This window comes from Streptomyces sp. AJS327 (assembly GCF_013450295.1).
Lineage (GTDB): Bacteria > Actinomycetota > Actinomycetes > Streptomycetales > Streptomycetaceae > Streptomyces.
This window is the reverse complement of record NZ_SKBR01000001.1, coordinates 911,170-935,515: the sequence shown is the minus strand read 5'-3', so window position 1 is coordinate 935,515 and position 24,346 is coordinate 911,170. Positions and strand designations below refer to the sequence as shown.

Here is a 24,346-nt window from a genome sequence, read left to right as displayed (position 1 = left end):
GGCCGCGGGGCCGCCGGGCCGCCGGGTGTCCCGGCCGTCGCCCGCTCCGGGGGGGGCGGACGGTGAGCGGGCCCCGCCCCCGCGAGCCACCACGGGCGGTACGGCATCATGTCCCCGCCAAGCCGTGCCCTGGGACCGGAGGAAGAGTGTGAGCCAGCCCCCCCAGCCCGAGACCCTCGCCGCCTTCGAGGCGGCGAAGGGCTTCATGCCCACGGACGAGGGGCTGGCGCTGCACGCGGCGGCCGCCGAGGCGGCCACGCTCGGCCTGCCCCTGCTGGAGATCGGCAGCTACCGCGGACGCTCCACCCTGCTGCTGGCCGACGCGGCCCGGACGGCGGGCGTCCAGGTGGTGACCGTCGACCACCACCGTGGCAGCGAGGAGCAGCAGCCCGGCTGGGAGTACCACGATCCGGAGACCGTCGACCCGCGTACCGGGCGGATGGACACCCTGCCGCTGCTCCGCCGCACCCTGGCGGAGGCCGGGGCGGAGGAGGACGTCATCGTGATCGTGGGCCGCTCGCCCCGGGTGGCGCGGCTGTGGGGCGGCCGGTTCGGGCTGGTCTTCGTGGACGGCGGTCACACCGACGAGCACGCCACCGCCGACTACGAGGGCTGGGTGCCGCACCTCGTCCCGGGCGGGCTGCTGGTGATCCACGACGTCTTCCCGGACCCGGCGGACGGCGGGCAGGCCCCCTACCGGATCTTCCAACGCGCCCTGGGATCAGGAGCGTTCGACGAGGTCTCGCGGACGGCCTCGCTGCGGGTGCTGCGCCGGGTGGGCGAAGGCCAGTGAGCGGCGACGGCATGGGCCGACGGCGCTACGGACTGTCAGTCGCCCTGACCGCGCTGCTACCGGCCGGGCTGGTCGGCTGGCTGGTGTGGCAGGGGACGTCGGGCGGGCCCGGCGGCGACCGGGCGGAGCAGCCGAAGCCCGCGCCCTCCAGCACCGCGACGGAGCGCGGCCCGGACGCGAGCGGCGAACCCGGCGCGAGCGCCTCGCCCGGCGGCCCCTCGGCCTCCCCCACCGGGGCGGACCGGAGGGACGACCTGCGGGGCCGTACCGTGGTGCTCGACCCGGGGCACAACCCGAACAACGGGAAGCACCCGGACCGGATCTCCCGGCTCGTCGACGTCGGGAACGGCCGCAAGGAGTGCGACACCACCGGCACCCAGGCGCGTTCCGGTTACACCGAGGCGGAGTTCACCCTGGACCTCGCGCGGCGGGTCCAGAAGCGGCTCGAAGCCCGGGGCGCCACCGTGAGGTTCACGCACACCGGGCGGCTGCCGTGGGGCCCGTGCGTGGACGACCGGGCGGAGGCGGGCAACAGAGCCCGCGCGGACCTGGCGATATCCCTGCACGCGGACGGAGCGTCCCCGGGCGACCGGGGGTTCCATGTGATTCTTCCCGCACCGGTGCGCGGGGACGGGGCGAACACCGGGCCGATCGTGCGGCAGTCGCGACGACTTGGGGAAGATCTGGTGACCGCCTTCCGGAAGGCCACCGGCACCGCCCCGTCCAACTACCTCGGTGGGGGAAAGGGCTTGGACACCCGTGATGACCTCGGAGGTCTCAATCTGAGCACGATCCCCAAAGTTTTCCTCGAATGCGGCAATATGCGGGATCGCCAGGACGCGGCCCGGCTCGCTGACCCCGAGTGGCGGGAGCGTGCGGCACGCGGCGTCTCCGACGGCGTCGCCACGTATGTCACGGGGGTGCGGTGAACGAGATACGAAGAAGCGAACCCCCCCGCCGGGCCCGTAGTGTCATCCGTACGATGGGGTGCCCGCCCCCGGCTGACCAAGACCATGACAAGACCGACTAAGGACCCTACGTGAACATCCGCTCGCTCACGCGAGGCGACGCGGCGGTGATCGCAGCCGCAGTTCTGCTGTTCATCGCCTCGTTCCTGAACTTCTACACCGTTGACACTGGCCAGATGGGTGGTTCGGCCGACGAGGAGAACGGCTGGGCGTCCGAGCTCTTCCCCGTGCTGCCGTCGATCTATCTCGCCGGCATCGCCGGTGCCGCGCTGATCGTGTTCGGCCGGGCCCTGGCGGGCCGCACCTTCGCCGGGCTCGACCTGGGCCAGCTGGGCGTCGGCGCCGTGCTGTTCGCCACCTGGACCGCGCTGTGGACGATGTTCGACAACCCGATCAAGAACATCGGTGGCGACCAGATCGAGCTGGGTTCCGGGCACATCCTGGCCTTCATCTCGCTGCTGGTGATGTCGGGCGCGGCCATCGCGACCCCGTTGGTGCCCGCGCTCAAGGCACCGCTGACGGGCGGTACGCCGGGGCAGCCCGGTCCGTACGGCGGTGCGCCGTACGGCGGCCAGCCGCAGGGTGGTTACGGCTACCCGGGCGGCCCGCAGGCGGGTCAGCCCGGTCCGTACGGCGCGCAGCAGCAGCCGGCCGCGCAGCAGCCCGGTGGCGGCGCCCCCGGTGCTCCGGACCCGAACTTCCAGCCCTTCTGGTTCGCCGTTCCGGTCGCCCGTCCGCTCTACGCGGAGGACGGCTCCCCGCAGCCGGTGGCCGAACTCGCCCCCGGTACCTGGTACCTGGCGGTCGAGCAGCGTGGCCAGGCACTCGTGGCGCAGACCCAGGACGGCCGTCGCGGCGTCCTCCAGGACACCTCCGGTATCCAGCGCGGCTGAGCCCCGGGTCGGTCGGCGGGTCCGGCAGCCTCCGTTCGGCGACGCCGCACAGCACGAAGGCCCCCATTCTCGGATGGGGGCCTTCGTGCGTCGCGGGACCGGCGTGTGTGCGGGGACGGCGCGTGTGCGGGGCCGCCACCGAGCGGCCGGGCCCGTACGCGGCCGGGCGGGCGCCGGGCGGCCAACAGATGACCAACAGGCCCTGGAGAGCCGGTTGTTCGGAGCCGGTTGAGGACTGTCGGGGCCGGTTGAGGACTGGTTCGGGACTGGTTGAGGCTGGTCGCGGGCTGGCTGAGGCTCGTTCAGAGCCGGTTCGTGCGCGGTGCTCCGGGCGACGGGCTCAACGGGTGGCGCCCGCACAGCAGTCGGGTTCCAGCACGGTGGGCAGCCGCTCGCCGCCGAACACCGTGGCGGTGGCCTCCTCCCCCACCAGCGCGGCCACCGCCAGCAGCAGGGAGCCCGCCGTCCAGGCGGTGCGCTCGACGGGCCAGACGGCGGCGTCCGCGAAGACGTACCCGGTCCAGTACATGCCGTCGTCGGCGCGCAGGTGGCGGATCCAGCGGAGGATCAGCGCGGCCCGCTCCGCGTCGCCCATCGCCCAGAGGGCCAGGGCGAGTTCGGCGCTCTCGCCCCCGGTCACCCAGGGGTTGGGGAGCACGCAGCGCACGCCGAGTTCCGGCACCACGAACCGCTCCCAGTCCGCCGCGATCCGCTCGCGCGCGGCCTCGCCACGCAGCGCGCCGCCCAGCACCGGGTAGTACCAGTCCATCGAGTAGTGGCTCTTGTCGAGGAACAGCTCGGGGTGGTGCCGCAGCGCGTGCCCCAGCCAGCCCGCGGCCAGCTCCCAGCCGGGCTGCGGCTCCCGCCGGTGCTCGGCGAGCGCCAGCGCGCAGCGCAGCGCCTGGTAGACGGAGGAGGAACCGGTCAGCAGGGCGTCCGCGACCGGGGTGCCGTCCGCCTCGCGCTTCCAGCCGATCTGCCCGCCGGGCTGCTGGAGTTGGAGCACGAAGGTGATGGCGCGCTCCACCACCGGCCACAGCCTCTCGACGAACGTCTCGTCTCGGGTGGCCAGATAGTGGTGCCAGACGCCGACCGCCACGTAGGCGCAGAAGTTGGTCTCCCGCGCCAGGTCGGTGGGGCGGCTGGCGTCCCCGTCAGCGTAGGCGGAGTACCAGGAGCCGTCGGGCAGTTGGTGCCGGGCCAGCCAGTGGTAGGCGGCCTCCGCGTGGTCGTGCTCGCCCGCCGCGTCCAGCGCCATCGCGGCCTCGACGTGGTCCCACGGGTCGAGATGGTGCCCGCGGAACCAGGGGATGGCGCCGTCCGGGCGCTGTTCGGCCAGCACGCCGCGTACGGTGCGCGCCGCCTCGGCGGCGGTCAGCACCCCGGGCAGGACCAGCGACTCCGCCTTGCCGCAGGTCACTTGACGGCCGTCGCGGGCAGCTGCGGCTTGACGGCGTACGCCACGAAGCTCTTGCCGATCAGCGGGTTCAGCGCGCGTTCGGCGGCCCGGGTGGCCAGGGGGCGCTTCATGATGTCCCAGACCAGCAGCTTGTGGTAGGCGCGGACGGGCAGCGCCGCCGCGTCCCCGTCCCGGTGCACGCCGAAGGCGCACTTGAGCCACCAGTAGGGGGAGTGCAGGCCGTGCGCGTGGTGGGTGCCGTACGGCCGGAGCCCGGCCTCCCGCATCCGGCCGAGGAGTTCGTCGCCCCGGTAGATACGGATGTGGCCACCCTCGACCTCGTGGTAGGCGTCGCTCAGCGCCCAGCAGACCTTCTCCGGGCCGTAGCGCGGGACGGTCACCGCGATGCGCCCGCCGGGGCGCAGCACCCGCACCATCTCGGCGAGGACGCCCTTGTCGTCCGGGATGTGCTCCATCACCTCGGAGATGATCACCACGTCGAAGCTGTCGTCGGGGAAGGGCAGCGCGAGCGCGTCGCCCTCCAGCGCGGTGGCGGTGGCGCCCGCCGGGGCCTCCCCGGCCTCCTCCATCGCCGAGAACCAGCGCGCGACCTCGCGGATCTCCTCCGCGTTCCGGTCGAGCGCCACGACCCGGGCGCCGCGCCGGAAACACTCGAAGGCGTGCCGTCCCGCGCCGCACCCCAGATCCAGGACACGGTCGCCGGGGGCGAGGGGAAAGCGGGAGAAGTCCACGGTCAGCACGGGGTGTCTGCCTCTTCCTGTTCCTTGGGGGTCGCCGGGCCGCTCGCCACCCGGCGGTGGTCGTGCTCCGGGCCGTTCGCCGCCCGGCCGCGCCGGTGTCCCGGCCGCCGCCAGCCCACCGCCTCAGCGGGCCGCCGGGGCGGCCCGGGCCGCGAGGGCCGCGCGGTAGCGCTCGACGGTGCCGCGGGCGGCCTGCTCCCAGGTGAAGCGGCGCAGTACCCGCTCGCGTCCGGCGGCGCCGAGGCGGGCGCGCAGCGCGGGGTCGCCCAGCAGCCGCCCGAGTCCGGTCGCCAGCGCCCCCGCGTCGCCGGGCGGCACCGCCAGGCAGGTCTCGCCGTCGGCTCCGGCGACCTCGGGGATCGCTCCGCCGGTGGTGGCCAGCAGCGGGGTTCCGGTGGCCATGGCCTCCGCGGCGGGCAGCGAGAAACCCTCGTACAGCGAGGGCACGCAGGCGACCTGGGCGCCGCGCAGCAGCTCGGCGAGGTCGGCGTCGCTGATGCCCTTGACGAACTCGACGGCTCCGGCGAGTCCGTGGCGCTCCATCGCCGCGGCGACCGGCCCCTCCGTGGGTCGGGTGCCGACGACGACCAGATGGGCCCGGGGGTGCTCGGCGCGCACGGCGGCGAGCGCCTCGACGAGGTGCACCAGCCCCTTCAGCGGCACGTCCGCGCTGGAGGTGGTGACGATCCGGCCCGGCACCTCGGGCGTCGCCGGCTCGGGAGCGAACAGCCGGGTGTCGGCACCGACGTGCACCACGTGGACGCGGCGGGCGGGCACGCCCAGCTGCTCGACGATCTCCCTGCGGGAGGAGCCGGAGACGGTCAGGACGGTGGGCAGCCGCCGGGCGACCCGGCGCTGCATCCTGGTGAAGCCGTACCAGCGGCGCACCGAGAGCCGCCGCCGCCAGTCCGGGGCGGCCTCCAGCTCCAGGCGCCGGTCGACGGTGATGGGGTGGTGGATGGTGGTCACCAGCGGGGCGCCGAGTCTCCCGGGGCCGCCGAGCAGTCCGTAGCCGAGCGTCTGGTTGTCGTGGATCACGTCGAACTCACCCCGGCGGGCGGCGAGATGGCGTCTGGCGCGGAGTGAGAAGGTGAGCGGTTCCGGGAAGCCGCCGGTCCACATGGTGCCGACCTCCAGCCGGTCGACCCAGTCGCGGTACTCCTCGCGGGAGGGGGTGCGGAAGGCGTCCGGCTGCCGGTAGAGGTCGAGACTGGGCAGTTCGGTGAGGCGGACCCCGTCGTCCAGGACCGGGTAGGGCTGCGCGCCGATCACCTCGACCGAGTGGCCGAGGCGGGCCAGCTCACGGGAGAGGTGGCGTATGTAGACGCCCTGCCCCCCGCAGTACGGGTTGCCCTTGTAGCTCAGCAGCGCGACGCGCAGCGGGCGTTCGGCGCCGCCGGGGGCCGGGGCGGGTTCCGGGGGCCGGGTCCGGGGGCCGGACTCGCTGTCCCGTATGGCCTCTGCGGTCACTCGCGGCCCCCTTCGTCACTGCACTTTCGCGGGAGCGTAGCCGCCCGCGCTAACCTAGAACAAGTTTCAGGATTCGCCTTCCCACGGGGTTCCGCACACCCCGCGCGCTATGAATCTACCGGCCGGTCACTTCCGGCGAACGACCGGTCCGGGTGATTCCCGCCACCCGGCGCCGACCAGCGCGCACCGCACCGCGCCCGGCCCGCCGGGACCACGCGGACCCGCCGGGGAGCCGTGGACGCCGGGGAACCCGGAGGCCCGCAGCCACGGAGGACCCGGTGAGCCCCAGGAACGACGAGGCACACGGAAGGCAGCACGGAGGGTGGGAGACATGACGACGCGGGCCAGGCCGTCCGCCTCGGCGCTGACCGAGCGCCAGGAGGCGCGCCGCCGCCGCATCCTGGGGGCCAGCGCGGAGCTGGCCCGGCGCGGCGGGTTCGACGCGGTGCAGATGCGGGAGGTGGCGGAGGTCTCGGGGGTGGCGCTCGGCACCCTGTACCGCTACTTCCCGTCCAAGATCCACCTGTTGGTCGCCACCATGCGCGACCAGCTCCAGCGGATGCGGGAGACGCTGGACGAGCATCCGCCCACCGAGCCGGACCCGGCCGACCGGGTCGCCAAGACGCTGATGCGCGCCTTCCGCGGGCTGCGGCACGAACCCCAGCTCGCCGACGCCATGGTGCGCGCCCTCACCTTCGCCGACCACTCGGTCAGCGCCGAGGTGGACGAGGTCTCCCGGCTGACGACGGCGATCATCCTGGAGGCCGTCGGCCGGGACGTCCCACCCGATCCACGGACGCTGTCGGTGGTGCGGGTCATCGAGCACACCTGGCTGTCGGCGCTGATCACCTGGCTCTCCGGCCGCGCCTCGATCGAGCGGGTGCGGGTCGACGTCGAGACGGTCTGCCAACTGGTCACCACGCTCCCGGACCCCGGGGCCGGAACCCGGACCAGCGCTGGAGCCAGCACCGGGGCACCCGGGACGAACCGGGCGGAGACGGACGGCGGGTGAGCCCGGCGCGCGCGGCGCCGGGGAGGCGCCGCTTCCGGTGCGGTGCGTCCCGCGTACGCCCCTCCCGCTACAGTGGCCGGGTAGTCAGTGCCTCCGTTCGGGGAAAGCCGGTGCGAATCCGGCGCTGACCCGCAACCGTGAGCTGGCCCGGAAGGGCGGCGAGCCGGAGCACCCGGACAGAGGCAGGCTCGGACGGCCGGAACCTCCCGCACGGGGTACCGCCGTCGGCACCGTCGAGGTATACGGAGCCGGGCCCGGTGTGCATCGCGCGGCGTTCCGCGGGGTGGGCGGCCGTGCGCGGCTGCTGACCGCTCACCGAAAGGCACCCGAGATGTTCCTGCGCCGCAGTGCGGCGGCCCTCGCGGCCTCCGCCGTGCTCAGCGCCGCCGTTGCCCCCGTCGCCCACGCCGACGGCTCCCCCTCACCCGGGAAGCCGTCGAAGCTCCCCGAGGGGCTGTACGGGAAGAGCGACCCGACGTTCGACGGGGTCTGGCGGCAGTCCCTGACGCTGCTGGCCCAGGAGGCGTCCGGGGCCACCCCGGCCAAGGAGGCCGTGGACTGGCTCGCCGGGCAGCAGTGCGACGACGGCTCGTTCACCGCGTACCGCGCGGACCCGGAGCGCCCGTGCGACGCGGAGGACCAGAAGAAGACCCCGTCCGACACGAACGCCACGGCGCTGGCCGTCCAGGCGCTCGCCGCGGTGGGCGGGCGGAGCGACGCGGTCGCGAAGTCCGTGGACTGGCTGACCTCCGTGCAGAACAAGGACGGCGGCTGGGGCTTCAACCCCGGCCAGCCCTCGGACGCGAACTCCGTCGCGGTGGTCGTCGGCGCGCTCACCGCCGCCGGGGAGAAGCCGCGCGAGGTGGTGAAGGACGGCAAGGACCCCTACGCGGCACTGCTCTCCCTCCAGCTCGGCTGTGACGCGAAGAAGCCGGAGCGCGGGGCCTTCGCCTACCAGCCCGACAAGAAGACGGGCGATCTCGCCCCGAACGACTACGCCAGCACGGCGGCGGTGCTCGCCACACTCGGCAAGGGCCTGCTGACCGAACCGGCCGACGGCGAGGGCTCCTCCGAGCCGAAGCCACTGGCCTGCGAGGACGGCGAGGAGACCGGGAAGCGCACCCCGAGGACCGCCTCCTCGGCCGGCGCGGCCTACCTCACCGGGGTACTGGACGCCAACGACGGCCACCTCCGCTCCGCGATGCCGGGCGCCGAGAAGCAGCCCGACCACGTCACCACCGCCTACGCGGTGATCGCGCTGGCCGCCGGGGGCCAGCGGGACGAGGCCCGCACCTCGCTGAGGTGGCTGGAGAAGAGCCTCCCCGACTGGAAGAAGGCCAAGAACGACCCCGGCTCGATCGCCGCGGTGATGCTCGCGACGCACGCGACCGGCGGTGACGCCGCCGAACTGGGCGACGTCGCCCTGCTGAAGCGGCTGAACGCCACCGGACCGGAGCCCGCCGCGATGCCCGCCGCCGGATCGGACGACGGGGACGGCGACGGGGACGGCGGCAGCAGCGCAGTCGCCACCTGGTCGCTGGTCGGCGCCGGACTGGCGGCCGGGGCGGGGATCGGTTTCCTCATGAGCGGCCGCAGGAAGCGCCAGGGACTGTGACCGCGGACCCCACCGGGCGGGCCCGTCCCGCCCGGCGGCTCCGCGCGGGCGCGGTCAGCGGCGGCGCGGGGCTCGCCGGGCTCGCGGTACTCGCCGGGGCCCTCGTGTCCGGGCTGGCCCTCGCGCCCGGCGCGCTCGCCGCGAGCCACTCGGCCGACCGGGCCGCCGCCCCCACCGCCACGCGGGCGGCCGCCGCGGAGCAGTACCGGTACTGGTCGTTCTGGGAGCGCTCCGACGACACCTGGCGCTACGCCACCCAGGGGCCCGCCACCCTGCGCCCCGGCGAGGGGGACACCGTCGCCTTCCGCTTCGCGGTCAGCGAGGACTCCCGCGACGCCAAGGAGCCGCGACGCGCCCCCACCTTCGCCGCGACCTGCGGTGACACCGACCGGCCCGACGGCGGCAAACGCGTGCTGGTGCACCTCGACTTCGGGACCAAGGACGACGCCCCGCGCGGCGAGACGCCGCCCGCGCCCCGTTCGGCCTGCGCCGCCGTCGACGCCGACGCCAGCGCCGCGGACGCGCTCGCGAAGGTCACCAAGGGGCTGCGGTACGACTCCGGTTCGCTGCTGTGCGCCATCGACGGCTACCCCGGGCGCGGCTGCGGCGAGCCCGCCGGTGACGGCTCCGGGGCGGACGAGGCGGACGCCGCCGACGAGCCGGGCGACTCCGACGGCCTCCCCTCGTGGGTGGGGATCACCGCGGGCGCCGTGGGCGTCGCCGCGCTCGGCGCGGGCGCCGCCTGGCAGATCCGCCGCCGCCGGGGGTAGTCCGATGAACCGCGCCACCCGCCCGGAGGCGGGCTCCGCCCGGCTGCCCCGGGAGCGGCCCGCGCCGCGTCGCCGCGCGGACCCCGCCCGCCGTTCCGGGGGCGGGGAGGCGCGGCGCCCGCTGGAGCGGCTGGGCGCGCCCCGCGCCACCCGCGCCACCGCCCTGCACCCGGGAGCCTGGTGGCTGTGGGCGCTGGGCCTGGCCACCGCGGCCTCCCGCACCACCAACCCGCTGGTGCTGGCGCTGCTCGTCGCGGTCGCCGGGTACGTGGTGGCGGCGCGCGGCAGCGACGCGCCCTGGGCCCGCTCGTACGGCGCGTTCCTCAAGCTGGGCCTGGTCGTCCTCGCGATCCGGCTGGTCTTCGCGTTCTTCCTGGGCTCCCCCATTCCCGGCACGCACGTGCTGGTGACCCTGCCCGAGGTTCCGCTGCCGGAGTGGGCGCGGGGCGTCCGCCTCGGGGGGCGGGTCACCGCCGAGGGGCTGCTCTTCGCGCTGTACGACGGGCTGAAGCTGGCCACCCTGCTGATCTGCGTGGGGGCAGCGAACGCGCTGGCCAACCCGGCCCGGCTGCTGAAGGCGCTGCCCGGCGCGCTCTACGAGGCGGGGGTCGCCGTGGTCGTCGCGATGACCTTCGCGCCGAACCTGGTCGCGGACGTGCGGCGGCTGCGGGCCGCCCGCCGTCTGCGGGGCCGGGCCGACCGGGGCGTCCGCTCGGTCCTCCAGGTCGGACTGCCGGTCCTGGAGGGCGCGTTGGAGCGCTCCGTCGCGCTGGCCGCCGCGATGGACGCGCGGGGGTACGGGCGCACCGCCGCCGTGCCCCGGCGGCTGCGCCACCTCACCGCCGCGCTGCTGGTCAGCGGCCTGCTCGCGGTGTGCGCCGGAACCTACGGGCTGCTGACGGCGGACGCGGCGCCCCTGGGCCTGCCGGTGCTCGCCGGAGGCGCGGCACTCGCGCTGGGCGGACTCTGGCTCGGCGGACGGCGCGCGGTGCGCAGCCGCTACCGGCCCGAGCGCTGGGGCGCCCGGGCCTGGCTGGTGTCCGCCTCGGGCTGCGCGGTGGCGGCGCTGATGATCTGGGCGGCGGGCGCCTTCCCGAACGCCCTGCACCCGCCGACGATGCCGCTCGCCGCCCCCGCCCTGCCACTGCCCGTCGCGGCGGCCACCCTGCTCGGGCTGCTGCCCGCCGTCGTCGCGCCGCTCCCGGCCCGGAACGTCCCGGCCGCCGGGGACCCCGTTACGGCCACCGCCGGGGAGTCGGTCCGGGACGGCCCGGGCCCCCGGACCGGGCGGGTCCCGGCGGCGGCCTCCCGGGCCACGCTCGTCCGGCTGCGGCCCGGCTACCGCCCGTCGGAGTACCCGCCGCCCGCCGCACCGCACGAGGAGGAGCGTCGCCCGTGATCCGCTTCGAGCAGGTCTCCGTCCAGTACGAGGGCGCGGCCCGGCCCGCGCTGCACTCCACGGACCTGACCGTCCCCGAGGGGGAGCTGTGCCTGCTGGTCGGCCCGTCCGGCGTGGGCAAGTCCACGCTGCTGGGCACGGTGTCCGGGCTGGTGCCGCACTTCACCGGCGGCACGCTGCGCGGCCGCGTCACCGTCGCCGGACGGGACACCCGCGAGCACCGGCCCCGGGACCTGGCCGACGTGGTGGGCAGCGTGGGGCAGGACCCCCGCGCGCACTTCGTGACCGACACCGTCGAGGACGAACTCGCCTACGGCATGGAGTCGCTGGGCCTGCCACCAGGCACGATGCGGCGCCGGGTGGAGGAGACGCTGGACCTCCTCGGCCTCGGCGAACTGCGCGACCGGCCCATCGCCACCCTCTCCGGCGGTCAGCAGCAGCGCGTCGCCATCGGGTCCGTCCTCACCCCGCACCCCCGGGTCCTGGTGCTGGACGAGCCGACCTCCGCGCTGGACCCGGCCGCCGCCGAGGAGGTGCTGGCCGTCCTCCAGCGCCTCGTCCACGACCTGGGCACGACGGTGCTGATGGCCGAACACCGGCTGGAGCGGGTCGTCCAGTACGCCGACCGGCTGCTGCTCCTCCCCGAACCGGGCGCGCCGGCCCGGCTGGGCGGCCCCGCCGAGCTGATGGCGGTCTCCCCGGTGTACCCGCCGGTGGTGGCGCTCGGCCGCCTCGCCCGCTGGTCGCCGCTCCCCCTCTCGGTACGCGACGCGCGCCGGGAGGCCGCCCCCCTGCGGGCCGAACTCGACACCCGGGCACCGGAGTCGGCCCGGCACGCGGCCGACGCCACCACCACCGACGCCACCACCCCGGACGCCACCGGTGCGGTCGGCTCCGGTTCGGTCCGCTCCGGGCCACCGGCCCAGGTCACCGGGATGACGCTGCGCCGGAACCGGCTCACCGTGCTGCACGAGATCGACCTGACCCTCCGGGCCGGGGAGACGGTGGCGCTGATGGGCCGGAACGGCGCGGGCAAGTCCACGCTGCTCAACTCGCTCGTCGGACTGCTCGAACCGACCCTCGGCAGCGTCACCGCCGGAGGCGCCGCACCCCACCGCACCCCGCCCCGCGAACTGCTGCGGCGGGCCGCGCTGGTCCCCCAGGACCCGCGCGACCTGCTGTACGCGGACACCGTCGAGGCGGAGTGCGCCGCCGCCGACGCGGACGCGGAGGCCGAACCGGGCAGCTGCCGCGCGCTCGTCACCGAACTGCTGCCCGGTGTACCGGGCGAGGCGCACCCCCGTGACCTCTCCGAGGGACAGCGCCTCGCGCTCGCCCTCGCGGTGGTGCTCACCGCGCGCCCGCCGCTGATCCTCCTCGACGAACCCACCCGGGGGCTGGACTACGCAGCCAAGTCCCGCCTGGTCCAGGTGGTGCGCGGGCTGGCGGCGGCGGGCCACGCGATCGTCCTGGCCACACACGACGTGGAGCTGGCCGCCGAACTCGCGCACCGCGTCGTCATCCTCGCGCAGGGCGAGATCGTCGCGGACGGGCCGACCGCCGAGGTCGTCACCTCCTCCCCCGCCTTCGCCCCGCAAACCGCCAAGGTGCTCGCGCCCCAGCCCTGGCTGACGGTCGCCCAGGTACGGGCCGCGCTGGAATCCCGCCCCGCCCGGGGCGCCCCGGGCGATCCGGAGGTGCCCCGATGAGCGGCGAGCGCGCGGGACGCCGCCCCCGTGCCATCCGGCTCGGCCCGCGCTCCGTCCTCGCGCTGGCGCTGACCAGCGCGGCGGGCGTCGCCGCCTTCGGCTGGCCGCTGCTCGCCGACTCCACCTCCGGACTCGCGCACTCCGGTGACGCGCCCTGGCTCTTCGCCGCCCTGCTCCCGCTGTTGCTGGCCGTGGTGCTGGCGACCATCGCCGACACCGGCCTGGACGCCAAGGCCATCGCGATGCTCGGGGTGCTGGCCGCGGCGGGCGCCGCGCTCCGTCCGCTCGGCGCCGGAACGGCCGGACTGGAGCCGATGTTCTTCCTGATGGTGCTGTCCGGCAGGGTGCTGGGGCCGGGCTTCGGCTTCGTGCTGGGGGCGCTCTCCATGTTCGCCGCCGCGCTGCTCACCGGCGGCGTGGGCCCGTGGATGCCGTTCCAGATGCTGAGCATGGGCTGGGTGACGATGGGCGCCGGGCTCCTCCCGGGCGCCCACACCCTGCGCGGACGCCGCGAGCTGCTGCTCCTCGCCGGGTACGGGGCGGTCTCGGCGCTGCTCTACGGGCTCGTGATGAACCTGCACGGCTGGCCGTACATCGCGGGGCTCGGCTCCGGCATCTCCTTCGTCCCCGGCGACCCGCTGACCGACAACCTCGCCCGCTACCTGGCGTACGTCCTCGCCACCTCGCTGGGCTGGGACGTACCGCGCGCCGTCCTCACCGTGGTGCTGACCCTCACGCTGGGCGGCACCGTCCTGCGGGCGCTGCGCCGGGCGACCCGCCGGGCCGCCTTCGAGGCCCCGGTGGGCTTCGAACCGCCCCCCGTCACACCGCTCCCCACCACACCCGCCGTCGGGCCGCCCGGGTCACCGGCCGCCGGTCCCCCGGCACCGCCCCGCCCGCCGGGGCGCTGAACACAGCGGCGGGCCACCGCCGTCCGGCGAACCCGGGCCCGGGAGGCCGGAACGTCCGGGCCCGAGGTACGGAACCTCCGGCCCCGAGGTCCCGAACGTCCGAGCCCGGAACGGGGAGACGCGGGCTCTCAGGCGCCCTTCGGCGCCGCCTGCTGCACCACCTCGAAGGACCACAGCGTCGAACCGGTGGCCGCGGGCCGGGACTCCTTCCCACCCCGCTCACCGTCCCGCGCGCCGCCGCCCGAACCGCCGCCCTGGTGCGCCGCCTTCATCGGGCCCTCCATCCACGCCTGGAAGTCGGCCTCGCTCCGCCAGCGGGTGTAGACGAGGTACTGGTCGGTTCCCTCCAGCGGACGGAGCAGTTCGAACCACTCGAAACCGTCGGAGTTCTCCACGGAACCGGCGCGGGCCGCGAAACGCCGCTCCAGCGTCTCCCGCTGCTCCTCCGGCACCGTCAGGGCATTGATCTTCACTACGCTCATGCGTCCATCGTGCCGTACGCTCGTCCGAGACGCGGACCGGTCCCGGCGCTGACCCTGTCTCACACGCGGCATTACCGTTCATGACCGGTCGCCGGGAGACCCCTCGCGCACACTCGCCCAAAGACACCGGGAGTATGTCAGGCAGCGAGTAAGTTGCTCGCGTCTGACCCTCGGGCCACCCCTCGGTGCCCGGACGGTGATCCTCGCGGAAGAACGACAGGAGACAACGGGGCGTGGCGGCGGAAACGACGGCGGAGCGGAGCCCTCAGCGGCCCGGCACACTCCTGCGGCACCTCGGATCTCGCACGGGCCTGGCACTGGCCGGCCTCTGGCTTCTCGCGGGCGCGCTCGCCGTGCGGCAGGCCCGGGCGATCCTCGGGAAGCCCGTGGACGAACGGCTGCCGGACCTGCTGGGCTGGCTGGGCGACAACGGCGCCCTCCAGGAACGGGGTTCGCTCTACGAGGGCGTCTCCCCCTTCACCGGCACCCCGCTCGCCGGTCTGGTGCTGACCCCGCTGACCCGGGCGGCCGAGCAAGGGCTCGGCGTGGCCTGGACGTTCGGGACCATGGCGCTGGTGGTGGCGCTCGGGGTGGTCGCGGTGCGGGCGCTGCCCGGCCCGCTCTCCCCCCGGGCCCGGCTCTTCGCCGTACCGGTGGCGCTGACCCTGCTGGCGGTCTCGGTACCGGTCCGCAACACCTTCCACCTCGGCCAGACCAGCGTGCTGCCGGTGCTGCTGGTGCTCGTCGGCTGGCTGCTGACGGGGCGCCGGGCGCGGCTGGGCGGTGTGCTGACCGGCCTCGGCGCCGCGCTCCAGCCCGCCGTGCTGCTCTTCGCGGTGCTGCTGTGGCTGGTCCGGCGGCGCGAGGCGGCGATCGCCACCGCCGCCTCCTTCGCCGCCGCGACGGCGGTGGCCTGGGCCGCGCTGCCCGGCGACTCCTGGACGTACTGGGTGCACCACCTGGCCGGAACCGGGCTGGGCGAACCGTCCGACGCGGTGGCCAACCAGTCGCTGCACGGCGTCCTGCTCCGCGCGGGCCTGCGCGGACCGCTGGAGATCCTGCTGCTCCTGCCGCTGGTGGTGGGGGTCTGCTGGCTGGCGCTGCGCCGCGCCGTCCGGTACGCGCGGGACGAGCAGCCGCTGCTGGCGGCGGCCGTCACCGGCTGCGCCGTGATCGCGGCCTCCCCCGTCGCCTGGCAGCACCAGCAGCTGTGGGTGCTGCTGGCCGTCGTCGGGCGGGTCGGCAAGCGCAGCGGGGACCGGCTGATGTGGCCGGTCCTCGTGGCCCTGGTGATGTCGCTGACCAGCGACGCGCTGGTGCCGAAGATCGCGGTGCTGGGCCCGCTGGGCGAGAACGCGCCGCTGATCGCCGCGCTGCTGACGGCCTGCGTGATCCCGTTCATGCCGCGCACCTCCGAGACCTGGGACCGGCCGCTGCCCTCCGGGCCGCTGAGCAGGCCCAACCTGATGCTGGAACTGATGCTGATCCGGGTCGGGTACTGGGCCTACTCGTACGTGCGCGGGCACGCCCCGGACGGACGTGACCTGGCCGAGGGCCACGGCGAGCAGATCCTGCGCTGGGAGTCGGTGCTCCACATCGACATGGAGCACGCCCTCAACCTGGCGGCGGCACGCACCCCCTGGCTGGAAGCGGCGTGCAACTACTACTACACGACCTTCCACTTCCTGGTGCCGCTGTCCCTGCTGGCCTGGCTCTACCTGCGCAGGCCGGGCACCTACCGGAAGACGCGCACCGCGCTCAGCTTCGCGACCCTGCTCGCGCTGATCGGCTTCTACTTCTACCCCCTCGCGCCGCCCCGGCTGATGCCCGGCCTCGGCTACATCGACACCGCGCACGGCCCGCAGGACCTGGAGGACCCGGACTTCGGCGCGCTGACCGAGATCTCCAACCAGTACGCGGCGATGCCCTCGCTGCACGTCGGCTGGTCGCTGTGGTGCGCGGTCGTCATCTTCCTGGTGACCCGGCGCCGCTGGATCCGGGCGCTCGGCGCCCTCTACCCCCTGCTGACCACCTACGTGGTGATGGCCACCGCCAACCACTACCTGCTGGACGCGGTCGGCGGCGCCATCGTCGTCGGCACGGGCTTCTGGCTGGCCCACCTGATCGCCCGGGCCAAGGACCGCCACGCGCCGGAGGAGCCGGAGACCCCCGAGGGCGCCGGGAGCCCGTCCGGCCCGAAGGACACGGGGAGCGCCGGGGAGGCGAAGGACGCGGCGGTGGAAGGGTCCGGCGGGGACCACCCCGAGGAGGAAGGGCGCGAGGCGGCTCCGGCGGCGGCCGAACCGGCGCGCGCCGCCGTGGCCGCCGGGCAGGCGGACGAGACGAAGCCGGGCGTCCGGGCCACCGTGCCCCGGCAGAGCCGGAGTTCGGCGGCGGACGAGGCGGAGCCCGGCGCGGAGGAGGGCGCGGCCGCCCCGTCCGCGGGCGGTCAGCCGCCGGAGGGCGGTCGCCGGGCCCCCGCGCCCCGGGAATAGGCCCAGCCCGCGCGTACACCCACCGCGAGCAGGCGCGTCGGGGGCCGAGCCCACGCGTCCCCGGGCCCACACACGGAGCACCGCCCCGGAAGGTCACCTTCCGGGGCGGTGTCGTGTGCGGAGCGGGCCGGTGGCGAGGCCCGGCGGCGCGGGCGGGTCCGGCGCGGGCGGGCCCGGGCGGGGTCAGCCGAGGTGCAGGCGGAAGCCGCCGTCCCCGGGGAGCCGTTCGACGCGGACCGCCCGCAGGTCCGGGACGTGGGCGGTCGGGCCGAACTCCGCCGCGCGCGGGCCCACGCCCACCACCGGCGACCCGGCCGCCCGCGCTGCCTCGATCCCCGCCCTGGAGTCCTCGAAGACCACGCAGTCCGCCGGGTCGTGGCCCAGTTCGGCGGCGCCCTTGAGGAAGCCCTCCGGGTCGGGCTTGCTCGCGCTCACGCTCTCCGCGGTGACCCGGGCCCGCGGCATCGGCAGGTCGGCGGCGGACATCCGGGCGGTGGCCAACGCGAGGTCCGCCGAGGTCACCAGCGCGTGGGGGAGCGGGGCGATCGCCGCGAGGAAGGCGGCGGCGCCGGGGACGGGAACCACACCCTCGGTGTCGGCGGTCTCCCGGGCCAGCAGCTTCCGGTTCTCCGCGAGGTGCCGCTCCAGGGGGCGGTCGGGCAGGAAGTGGGCCATGGTGGCGTGCCCCTGCCGTCCGTGCGCGACGCGCAGCACCTCGTCCTGGTCGAAGCCGTACCGCGCCGCCCACTCCCGCCAGATCCGCGCGACCACGGCGTCCGAGTCGACGAGGGTGCCGTCCATGTCGAGCAGCAGTCCGTGGGCGGTGAGGGGTGCGGTCTGCATCTGCGAGTACCTCCGGGAGCGGGATGACACAAGTGGCTCCGTCCGCCGGTCAGGGACGTCCGCGACGCTGCGGACCACGGACGGAACCACTTTGTTCCTCCACGTTACAAAACGAGTCCGCTCCACGCCACGCCTGGTTCCGGCCCATCCCGCCACGGGCCACTCCGCCGCCACGGGCCACCCCGCCACGGGCCCGGCTGGAACAGACCGGTTCGGAACATGCCGAAGGGAATGTACCGAGGGGAACGGAACCGGTCGGAACAGACCTCTCGTCCCGGCCGGGACCACCACGGCCGGGGCGGGCGGTCGGACGGCCGGGACCACCCGGGAGGACGCGTCGGGAAGGCCGGGACCACCCGGGAGGGCCGGGGGACGAGCCGGGCGGACCGGACGGGTGGGCAGGCGGGCGGGGCCTCACCCCCGGCCGTCCACCCCCCGGCCGTCCGCCTTCCGCTCACCCGAGGGGCACTCACCGGCCGCCCCTCCGGTCCGCTCGTTCAACTCCCGCACCAACTCGGTCAGATCACGCGGCCGGTCCGGCGTCCACCAGTCGCCGAGCAGCTCGGCCAGCTCGCCCTCCCGCGCCTCGGCCAGCCGGGCGGCGGCCTCCTCCCCCGCCCGAGACAGCACCAGCGGCAGCCCCTCCCGGACCGCCAGCCCCCGCTCCTCCAGCTGCCGGGCCGCCCGGGTGACCACCTCGCGCGGCACCGAGGCGCGCTCCGCGAGCCGTCCCGGCTCCACCGAGCCGTACCGGTGGGCGCGAAGCACCAGCCAGCAGGAGGCGGGGGCCAGGTCCAGCCCGGCACGCCCGGCGATCCGCGCGTACAGGTCCCGCTTGCCCTCCCGGGTGCTCAGCAGGGACAGCGCGCGCCGCAGCTCGTCGGCCGAGGAGCGCTCCACCGGGTTCGGCGGCAGGTTCTCGCTGCCCTCCGGCACCCGTACGGTGCCGCGCAGCCGCTCGCTGCGCAGGAAGAGGGAGAGCGCGCAGGCCAGGGCGGCGACGGGCGCCGCGTAGAGGAACACCTCCGTGATCGCGGACGCGTACCCGTCGAGCACCCCGACGCGCACCGCGGACGGCAGCGCGCCGACCGACCGCGGGTCGTGCTGGAGGGACTCGGCGGAGACGCCCGGGGGCAGCCGCCGCCCGCTCAGCTCGGTACGGAGTTCGCCGCCCAGCCGGGCGGTGAACAGCGCGCCGAAGACCGCGACCCCGACGGCCGCGCCCACGGACCGGAAGAAGGTGGCGGCCGAGGTGGCGACGCCCAGGTGCCGGTAGTCCACCGCGTTCTGCACGACCAGCACCAGCACCTGGAGCACCAGTCCGAGGCCGAGCCCGAAGACCGCGAACCGCAGCCCCATCTCCAGCGTCGAGCTGCGCCGGTCCATCCCGGAGAGCAGCACCAGGCCGACGGCCATGATGGCGGTCCCCAGCGGGGGGAAGCCGCGCCAGTGCCCGGTCCGGCTCGCGAGCTGCCCGGAGAGCGTGGAGGAGAAGAACATCCCGGCCACCATCGGCAGCATGTACACGCCGGACATGGTGGGCGAGACCCCGTGCACCACCTGGAGGAAGGTCGGCAGGTAGGTCATCGCGCCGAGCATCGCGAACCCGACGATGAAACCGATCACCGAGCAGAGCGTGACGTTCCGGATCCGGAACAGCTCCAGCGGCAGCACCGGCTCCTCCGCCCGCCGCTCCACCCGGACGAACAGCACCACCGCGACGGCGGCCAGCGCCGCGAGACCGTAGGTCCACGGGCCGTTCCACGGCCAGCTCGTCCCGCCGAGCGAGGTGAGCACCACCACCGCGGCGGCGGCCGTGGCGATCAGGAAGGTGCCCAGGTAGTCGATGCGGTGCCGCACCGGCCCCACCGGGATGTGCAGCGCCGCCGCGATCACCAGCAGCGCCAGCACGCCGAGCGGCAGGTTGACGTAGAAGACCCAGCGCCAGTCGAGCTGCTCGGTGAAGAAGCCGCCCAGCAGCGGCCCGAGCACGCTCGTCGTCCCGAAGACCGCGCCGAACAGGCCCTGGTACCTGCCCCGGTCCCGGGGCGGGACCAGGTCGCCGACGATCGCCATGGAGAGCGTCATCAGCCCACCACCGCCCAGCCCCTGGAGCGCCCGGAAGCCGATCAGCTGCGCCATGTCCTGGGCGGCGCCGCAGAGCGCGGAGCCGATCAGGAAGATCACGATCGCCAGCTGGAAGAGCTTCTTCCGCCCGTACTGGTCGCCCAGCTTCCCCCAGAGCGGCGTCGCGGAGGTGGCGGCGAGCAGGTAGGCCGTCACCACCCAGGACAGGTGGTTCAGGCCACCGAGTTCGCTCGCGATGGTGGGCAGCGCGGTCGCCACGATGGTCTGGTCGAGCGCGGCGAGCAGCAGCCCGAGCAGCAGCGCCGCCATCGGGAGCAACACGGACCGGGCGGGCGGGCCGTCCCCGGGTTCGGTGGCCGGTGCTGACGCGGACTGCTCCGCCACGACGCCTCCTCGCTCCTGGGCCGCGAGACGAACGGCGATACCGGACGTTCAGCCCGATACGCCCATCATCGTCGCCGGACCGGAACCCGGCCTCCGCACGTCCCTCCCCCGGTGGCGCCCCGCCCGCCGGGCGACGCGCCCGGCCATCCGGACGACGGGCCGGACGGACAGCCGAACGAACGACCGACCAGCCGGACCGATCCCGCCCCGGACCGATCCCGCCACCGGACGGTGGCGGAACGGGCGGCACGGCGCGGGAACGGGGCGGCGACGGAGGGACGGACACCACCGGACGGTGACGGAACGGGCGGGGTGGCTCAGCCGGTGAGCGCGTCCACCAGGCTGAGCCCGGCGAGTACGAGCATCAGCAGCGCCGCCACCCGCGTGATCAGCTTGAGCGGGACGAAGCGCATCAGGGTGCGGCCCCCGAGGACGCTGATACCGGCCACCGCCCACAGGGCCAGCACCGCGCCCAGCCCGACCGAGAGCGGGTCGTCGTACCGGGCGGCGAGGTTGGCGGTCATGATCTGGGTCAGGTCGCCCCACTCGGCCACCAGGATGAGCGTGAAGCCGCTCCCGGCGACCTTCCAGAAGGACTGCCCCTCCGGGGTCCTGACCTCCTCCCCCTCGTCGTCGTCCTTCCGCACCAGCAGCAGTACGGCGCCGATCAGGAAGAGCGCGCCGACCACGCCCTGGAGGAGGCGCTGCGGCAGCAGTGTCAGCACGTTGCCGACGGCCACGGCGATCGCCACGTGGACGAGGAAGGCCGCCGCCATCCCCGCGAACACGTAGCTGGCCCGGTAGCGGGTGCCGAGCACCAGCCCGGCGAGCGCCGTCTTGTCCGGCAGTTCCGCGAGGAAGACGACGCCGAAGGTCACGGCGAGGACGGTCAGACTGAGCACAGGGTTGATCCCCTTACTGGACGGGGCCGCCGCGCCGACGCGAGACACACTCCGGCCCGGCGGCGTCGGCACCGGGACACACCCGGTGATGGGACACCGCGGCCGAAGGTCTCGCTGGCGTGCCGCGCGGGCACGCTCCGGGCGCCGGGTCCCCCTCCTCGCGTCCACCCGGGGTGGCGCGGCGGGGTGCGGGACCAGTGTGTCGACGGTCCGGCGAAGAGCTACTCCCCTTCAGTCGGGGGCGACTGTACTCGATGCCCCGCCCCCGCGCGACGCGCGCCGTCCGGCCCCGCCCAGGGGCCGCGCGGGAACCGGGATCGCGCGGGTTCCGGGGCGGCGGGGTGGGCCGGAGCTTAAGGGCACCGTAAGCGTCCCCTAAGGACGCGTCGGGCGGAGCCCCCGGCTCCCGCGGGCGCGCGGCGGCTCGCGGGCCGCGCCCGGGGGCGACACCGGGGCGAACGCCCGGTCGACACCACCAACGGTGAGGCGCCGAAGGGGAGTTCGGACGGGGCGAAGCGGATGGGAAGAACGCGCGCCGGGTATCTAACCCTTGAACTGACGTGCACACGTCGCCAGTCTGTTACCTGTCACCCGCGGGGCGGAAACCCGGTGGGGGCAGCATGTTCGCCAACAGCGCCTCATACCGAGGGATTTACTTCAGGGAGTTACGTATGCAGGGCATACGCCGCAAGCTCTACGCGCGTCGAGGGAGGTCGGCACTGTTCGCCGGACTCGCGGCGCTGGTCGCGGGCGCGCTGATGTTCATCACCGGCACCTCCTCCGCCCAGGCGGAACCGCCGGCCCCGCCCAGCGCGGAGGAAGCGACCACCATGCTCAACGGCCTCACCGAGGAGACGGAGGGCTCCTCGGACGGCTACGACCGCGACAAGTTCCCGCACTGGAGCGACCAGGGCGACAACTGCAACACCCGGGAAGCCGTCCTGAAGCGGGACGGCGAGGGCGTCGAGACGGGCAACGACTGCTACCCGACCAGTGGCAGCTGGCCCAGCCCGTACGACGGCGAGACCTGGACCGACCCCTCCGACGTGGACATCGACCACGTCGTCCCGCTCGCCGAGGCGTGGCGTTCCGGCGCCGCGGACTGGACCCAGGACGAGCGCGAGGGCTTCGCCAACGACCTGGACATCGCCCAGCTGATCGCCGTGACGGACAACGTGAACCAGTCCAAGGGCGACAAGGACCCCGGCGAGTGGATGCCGCCGAAGTCCGACTACCACTGCGAGTACGCCCGCATGTGGATCTGGGTGAAGGACGAGTACGGCATGACGGTGGACTCCGCGGAGAAGGGCGCGCTCAGCGAGGCGCTCGGCACCTGCTGATCCCCTCGGTCCGGCCCGCTCTCCGGCCGGACCCGGTGGGTTCCGGTCCCGGCTGACCGGTGCCGGAACCCACCCGTCGAGCCCAGCGACCACTCCCGAACAGCGCCCCGGACCACCGGCCGACCCCGGTCGCGGCCCGGGAGCGCCCGGCCGGATCCCCCCACACGGTGGGCCCGTCCCTCCAGGCGGCGGGTCCGCCGTATCCGGCCGGCCATCCGGGAGCTGGCCCTTCCCTCCGTTGTTCCCTACCGTGCGGAACGACGGAGGGAAGGTTCGAGGCTGATGGCCACGCTGCTACTGGGACCACTGCTGCGCTACGTCGACGAGGGCACCGCGACCGTCTGGGTCGAGACGGACGCCCCGTGCGCGGTGGAGATCCGCTGCCCGGGCACGGACGCGGGAGGCCACACCCCCTCCTGGCGTGTGGCGGGACACCACTACGCGCTGGTGACGGTCTCCGGGCTGCCACCCGGGACGGACACCCCCTACGAGGTGCTGCTGGACGGCGCCCCCGTCTGGCCGCCGCGCGGCTCCCCCTTCCCGCCCAGCGTCATCCGCACCCCCGCCACCGCCCCGGGCGGCCAGGCCCCCGGGCTGCGGGTCACCTTCGGCTCCTGCCGCTGGGCCGCCCGCCCGGCCGGAAGCCACCACGCGAGCATCGGCCCCGACGCACTCGACGCGCTCGCCGAGGCGATCCTCTCCGGCGGCGAACGCCCCGACGTCCTCCTGCTGCTGGGCGACCAGGTCTACGCCGACGAGACCTCGCCCGCCGTCCGCGAACAGCTCGGGCACCACCGCGACCTGGACCAGCCGCCCTGGGGACAGGTGGCGAACTACGCGGAGTACACCCGGCTCTACGCGGAATCCTGGCTGGACCCCGAGGTGCGCTGGCTGCTCTCGACCATCCCCAGCCTGATGATCTTCGACGACCACGACGTGGTGGATGACTGGAACACCAGCGAGACCTGGCAGCGGGAGATCCGGGCCACCGGCTGGTGGCGCGAACGCATCCTCGGCGGCCTCACCTCGTACTGGGTCTACCAGCACCTCGGCAACCTCACCCCCGCCGAACTCGCCCGCGACCCGCTGTTCGACGCCGTCCGCGAGGCCGGGGACGGCATCGATGTCCTCCGCGCGTTCGCGGAACGCGCCGACCAGGACCCCACCACCGCCCGCTGGAGCTACCGTCGGGACTTCGGCCGCGTCCGGCTGCTGATGGCCGACACCCGGGCGGCCCGGGTACTGCCCGAGCACCGCCGCGCCATGCTCGACGACAAGGAGATGCACTGGCTGCGCGAGCAGGCCCTGGAGGGCGGCCCCGGCTCCTACGACCACCTGCTGATCGGCTCCTCGCTGCCCTGGCTCCTCCCGCCGCTGATCCACGACGCCGAGACGTGGAACACCGCGCTCTGCGGCGGGGCGCGCGGCCCGCGCTGGGCCCGGTTCGGCGAAACCCTGCGTCAGCGCGCCGACCTGGAGCACTGGGCGGCCTTCCCCGACTCGTTCCGGCGGCTCAGCGAAATGATCGAGGAGGTCGCCGGGCACCCGGACGCCCCGGCCACGGTGTGCGTGCTCTCCGGGGACGTGCACCACGCCTACGTCGCGGAGCCCCGCCACCCCCGGCGATCCACGGCCCCACCGCCCCGGGCCCGCGTCCTCCAGCTCACCTGCTCCCCCGCGCACAACAGCGTCCCCGCCCCGCTGCGCGCCGGATTCCGCTTCGGCTGGAGCCGGGTGGGGCGCTGGGTCGGCCGCGTCCTGACCCGGCACGCGCGGGTGGAGCGGCCCCCGATCCGCTGGCGGCGGGGCGGCGGCCCCTGGTTCGGCAACCAGCTGATGACGCTGACGCTGCGCGGCCGCGCCGCCGACCTCGCCCTGGACCAGGCCCGCCCCCTGTCCACGCCCCGCCGCTCCGCCCGACGCGCGGCCGCCGACGCCGGAGCGGGCGGAGACGCCGGAGAGGGCGCCGGCCCCGAGGTCGCCGCCGTCCCGCCCTCCGGGGCCGCGCCCGCCCTCTCGCGCGGCTCCCGGCTGAAGCGGGTGTCCACCCGTCAGCTCACCGGACCCCCGGCTGGGGAGCGGGCTGGGGGCACCGCTGGGGCGTGAGGAATC

At 75.1% G+C, this 24,346-nt stretch carries 19 protein-coding genes and 1 riboswitch; of the genes, 12 read left to right on the top strand and 7 right to left on the bottom strand.

Features of this window, described 5'->3' with window-relative positions; translation table 11 throughout:
* The first annotated feature begins 205 nt into the window (after positions 1-205).
* The 3 genes from E0L36_RS03700 (at position 206) to E0L36_RS03690 (ending at position 2,654) form a co-directional block, all read left to right on the top strand.
* Positions 206-793 (top strand): class I SAM-dependent methyltransferase, encoded by a 588-nt coding sequence (locus E0L36_RS03700; RefSeq protein ID WP_180928577.1) that lies wholly within the window; start codon positions 206-208, stop codon positions 791-793.
* An 11-nt stretch (positions 794-804) separates the two neighbouring features.
* Positions 805-1,722 carry an N-acetylmuramoyl-L-alanine amidase gene (locus E0L36_RS03695; RefSeq protein ID WP_180928576.1) on the top strand — a complete coding sequence of 306 codons (918 nt, stop codon included), beginning with the start codon at positions 805-807 and terminating at the stop codon, positions 1,720-1,722.
* A 110-nt stretch (positions 1,723-1,832) separates the two neighbouring features.
* Positions 1,833-2,654 carry a hypothetical protein gene (locus E0L36_RS03690; RefSeq protein WP_180927393.1) on the top strand — a complete coding sequence of 274 codons (822 nt, stop codon included), beginning with the start codon at positions 1,833-1,835 and terminating at the stop codon, positions 2,652-2,654.
* A 340-nt stretch (positions 2,655-2,994) separates the two neighbouring features.
* On the opposite strand, the gene E0L36_RS03685 is transcribed toward E0L36_RS03690, so the two are convergent.
* The 3 genes from E0L36_RS03685 to E0L36_RS03675 form a co-directional block, all read right to left on the bottom strand.
* Complete coding sequence (locus E0L36_RS03685) at positions 2,995-4,035, bottom strand: prenyltransferase/squalene oxidase repeat-containing protein (protein ID WP_180928575.1); 1,041 nt, start codon at positions 4,033-4,035, stop codon at positions 2,995-2,997.
* 35 nt (positions 4,036-4,070) lie between these two features.
* Positions 4,071-4,814 (bottom strand): class I SAM-dependent methyltransferase, encoded by a 744-nt coding sequence (locus E0L36_RS03680; protein WP_180927392.1) that lies wholly within the window; start codon positions 4,812-4,814, stop codon positions 4,071-4,073.
* Between the two features lie 123 nt (positions 4,815-4,937).
* Positions 4,938-6,284, bottom strand: a complete 1,347-nt coding sequence (locus E0L36_RS03675; RefSeq protein ID WP_180927391.1) for a glycosyltransferase family 4 protein — start codon at positions 6,282-6,284, stop codon at positions 4,938-4,940.
* Positions 6,285-6,615: 331 nt separating this feature from the next.
* Between E0L36_RS03675 and E0L36_RS03670 the strand changes: the two genes are divergently transcribed.
* The 6 genes from E0L36_RS03670 to E0L36_RS03645 all read left to right on the top strand — a co-directional run bounded on the left by E0L36_RS03670 (position 6,616) and on the right by E0L36_RS03645 (position 13,700).
* Positions 6,616-7,296 (top strand): TetR family transcriptional regulator, encoded by a 681-nt coding sequence (locus E0L36_RS03670; protein WP_180927390.1) that lies wholly within the window; start codon positions 6,616-6,618, stop codon positions 7,294-7,296.
* Between the two features lie 100 nt (positions 7,297-7,396).
* Positions 7,397-7,470, top strand: a riboswitch (cobalamin riboswitch).
* A gap of 85 nt (positions 7,471-7,555) precedes the next feature.
* On the top strand, positions 7,556-8,911 hold the full coding sequence (locus E0L36_RS03665; protein WP_308416620.1) for a prenyltransferase/squalene oxidase repeat-containing protein: 1,356 nt from the start codon (positions 7,556-7,558) through the stop codon (positions 8,909-8,911).
* Positions 8,912-9,015: 104 nt separating this feature from the next.
* Positions 9,016-9,681: an SCO2322 family protein gene (locus tag E0L36_RS03660; RefSeq protein WP_374705505.1), complete on the top strand. Its 666-nt coding sequence runs from the start codon at positions 9,016-9,018 to the stop codon at positions 9,679-9,681.
* A gap of 130 nt (positions 9,682-9,811) precedes the next feature.
* On the top strand, positions 9,812-11,080 hold the full coding sequence (locus E0L36_RS03655) for an energy-coupling factor transporter transmembrane protein EcfT (protein WP_258016018.1): 1,269 nt from the start codon (positions 9,812-9,814) through the stop codon (positions 11,078-11,080).
* A complete protein-coding gene (locus E0L36_RS03650; protein WP_180927387.1) occupies positions 11,077-12,789 on the top strand; it encodes an ABC transporter ATP-binding protein in 1,713 nt (570 codons plus the stop codon). The genes E0L36_RS03655 and E0L36_RS03650 overlap by 4 nt, the downstream gene beginning before the upstream one ends.
* Positions 12,786-13,700, top strand: a complete 915-nt coding sequence (locus E0L36_RS03645; RefSeq protein ID WP_258015884.1) for an ECF transporter S component — start codon at positions 12,786-12,788, stop codon at positions 13,698-13,700. The genes E0L36_RS03650 and E0L36_RS03645 overlap by 4 nt, the downstream gene beginning before the upstream one ends.
* A gap of 128 nt (positions 13,701-13,828) precedes the next feature.
* Here the strand turns inward: E0L36_RS03645 and E0L36_RS03640 are convergent, their stop codons facing one another.
* Positions 13,829-14,182, bottom strand: coding sequence for an antibiotic biosynthesis monooxygenase (locus E0L36_RS03640; protein WP_180927386.1), 354 nt, complete (start codon positions 14,180-14,182; stop codon positions 13,829-13,831).
* A 233-nt stretch (positions 14,183-14,415) separates the two neighbouring features.
* Between E0L36_RS03640 and E0L36_RS03635 the strand changes: the two genes are divergently transcribed.
* A complete protein-coding gene (locus E0L36_RS03635) occupies positions 14,416-16,677 on the top strand; it encodes a bifunctional glycosyltransferase 87/phosphatase PAP2 family protein (protein ID WP_374705485.1) in 2,262 nt (753 codons plus the stop codon).
* Positions 16,678-16,860: 183 nt separating this feature from the next.
* On the opposite strand, the gene E0L36_RS03630 is transcribed toward E0L36_RS03635, so the two are convergent.
* The 3 genes from E0L36_RS03630 to E0L36_RS03620 all read right to left on the bottom strand — a co-directional run bounded on the left by E0L36_RS03630 (position 16,861) and on the right by E0L36_RS03620 (position 20,894).
* Positions 16,861-17,520 carry an HAD-IA family hydrolase gene (locus E0L36_RS03630; protein WP_180927385.1) on the bottom strand — a complete coding sequence of 220 codons (660 nt, stop codon included), beginning with the start codon at positions 17,518-17,520 and terminating at the stop codon, positions 16,861-16,863.
* Between the two features lie 414 nt (positions 17,521-17,934).
* Complete coding sequence (locus tag E0L36_RS03625) at positions 17,935-19,992, bottom strand: MDR family MFS transporter (protein WP_308416619.1); 2,058 nt, start codon at positions 19,990-19,992, stop codon at positions 17,935-17,937.
* Positions 19,993-20,309: 317 nt separating this feature from the next.
* On the bottom strand, positions 20,310-20,894 hold the full coding sequence (locus E0L36_RS03620; RefSeq protein WP_180927384.1) for a TMEM165/GDT1 family protein: 585 nt from the start codon (positions 20,892-20,894) through the stop codon (positions 20,310-20,312).
* Positions 20,895-21,565: 671 nt separating this feature from the next.
* Here E0L36_RS03620 and E0L36_RS03615 point away from each other — a divergent pair.
* Positions 21,566-22,234 (top strand): HNH endonuclease family protein, encoded by a 669-nt coding sequence (locus E0L36_RS03615; protein ID WP_180927383.1) that lies wholly within the window; start codon positions 21,566-21,568, stop codon positions 22,232-22,234.
* Positions 22,235-22,516: 282 nt separating this feature from the next.
* Positions 22,517-24,340, top strand: coding sequence for an alkaline phosphatase D family protein (locus E0L36_RS03610; RefSeq protein WP_180927382.1), 1,824 nt, complete (start codon positions 22,517-22,519; stop codon positions 24,338-24,340).
* Positions 24,341-24,346 lie beyond the last annotated feature (6 nt).

Bases quoted from the DNA above. Each gene is read 5' to 3' on its own strand.
- E0L36_RS03700 (WP_180928577.1), top strand. From the start codon at position 206: ATGCCCACGGACGAGGGGCTGGCGCTGCACGCGGCGGCCGCCGAGGCG.
- E0L36_RS03695 (WP_180928576.1), top strand. From the start codon at position 805: ATGGGCCGACGGCGCTACGGACTGTCAGTCGCCCTGACCGCGCTGCTA.
- E0L36_RS03670 (WP_180927390.1), top strand. From the start codon at position 6,616: ATGACGACGCGGGCCAGGCCGTCCGCCTCGGCGCTGACCGAGCGCCAG.
- E0L36_RS03645 (WP_258015884.1), top strand. From the start codon at position 12,786: ATGAGCGGCGAGCGCGCGGGACGCCGCCCCCGTGCCATCCGGCTCGGC.
- E0L36_RS03640 (WP_180927386.1), bottom strand. From the start codon at position 14,182: ATGAGCGTAGTGAAGATCAATGCCCTGACGGTGCCGGAGGAGCAGCGG.
- E0L36_RS03630 (WP_180927385.1), bottom strand. From the start codon at position 17,520: ATGCAGACCGCACCCCTCACCGCCCACGGACTGCTGCTCGACATGGAC.
- E0L36_RS03615 (WP_180927383.1), top strand. From the start codon at position 21,566: ATGCAGGGCATACGCCGCAAGCTCTACGCGCGTCGAGGGAGGTCGGCA.
- E0L36_RS03610 (WP_180927382.1), top strand. From the start codon at position 22,517: ATGGCCACGCTGCTACTGGGACCACTGCTGCGCTACGTCGACGAGGGC.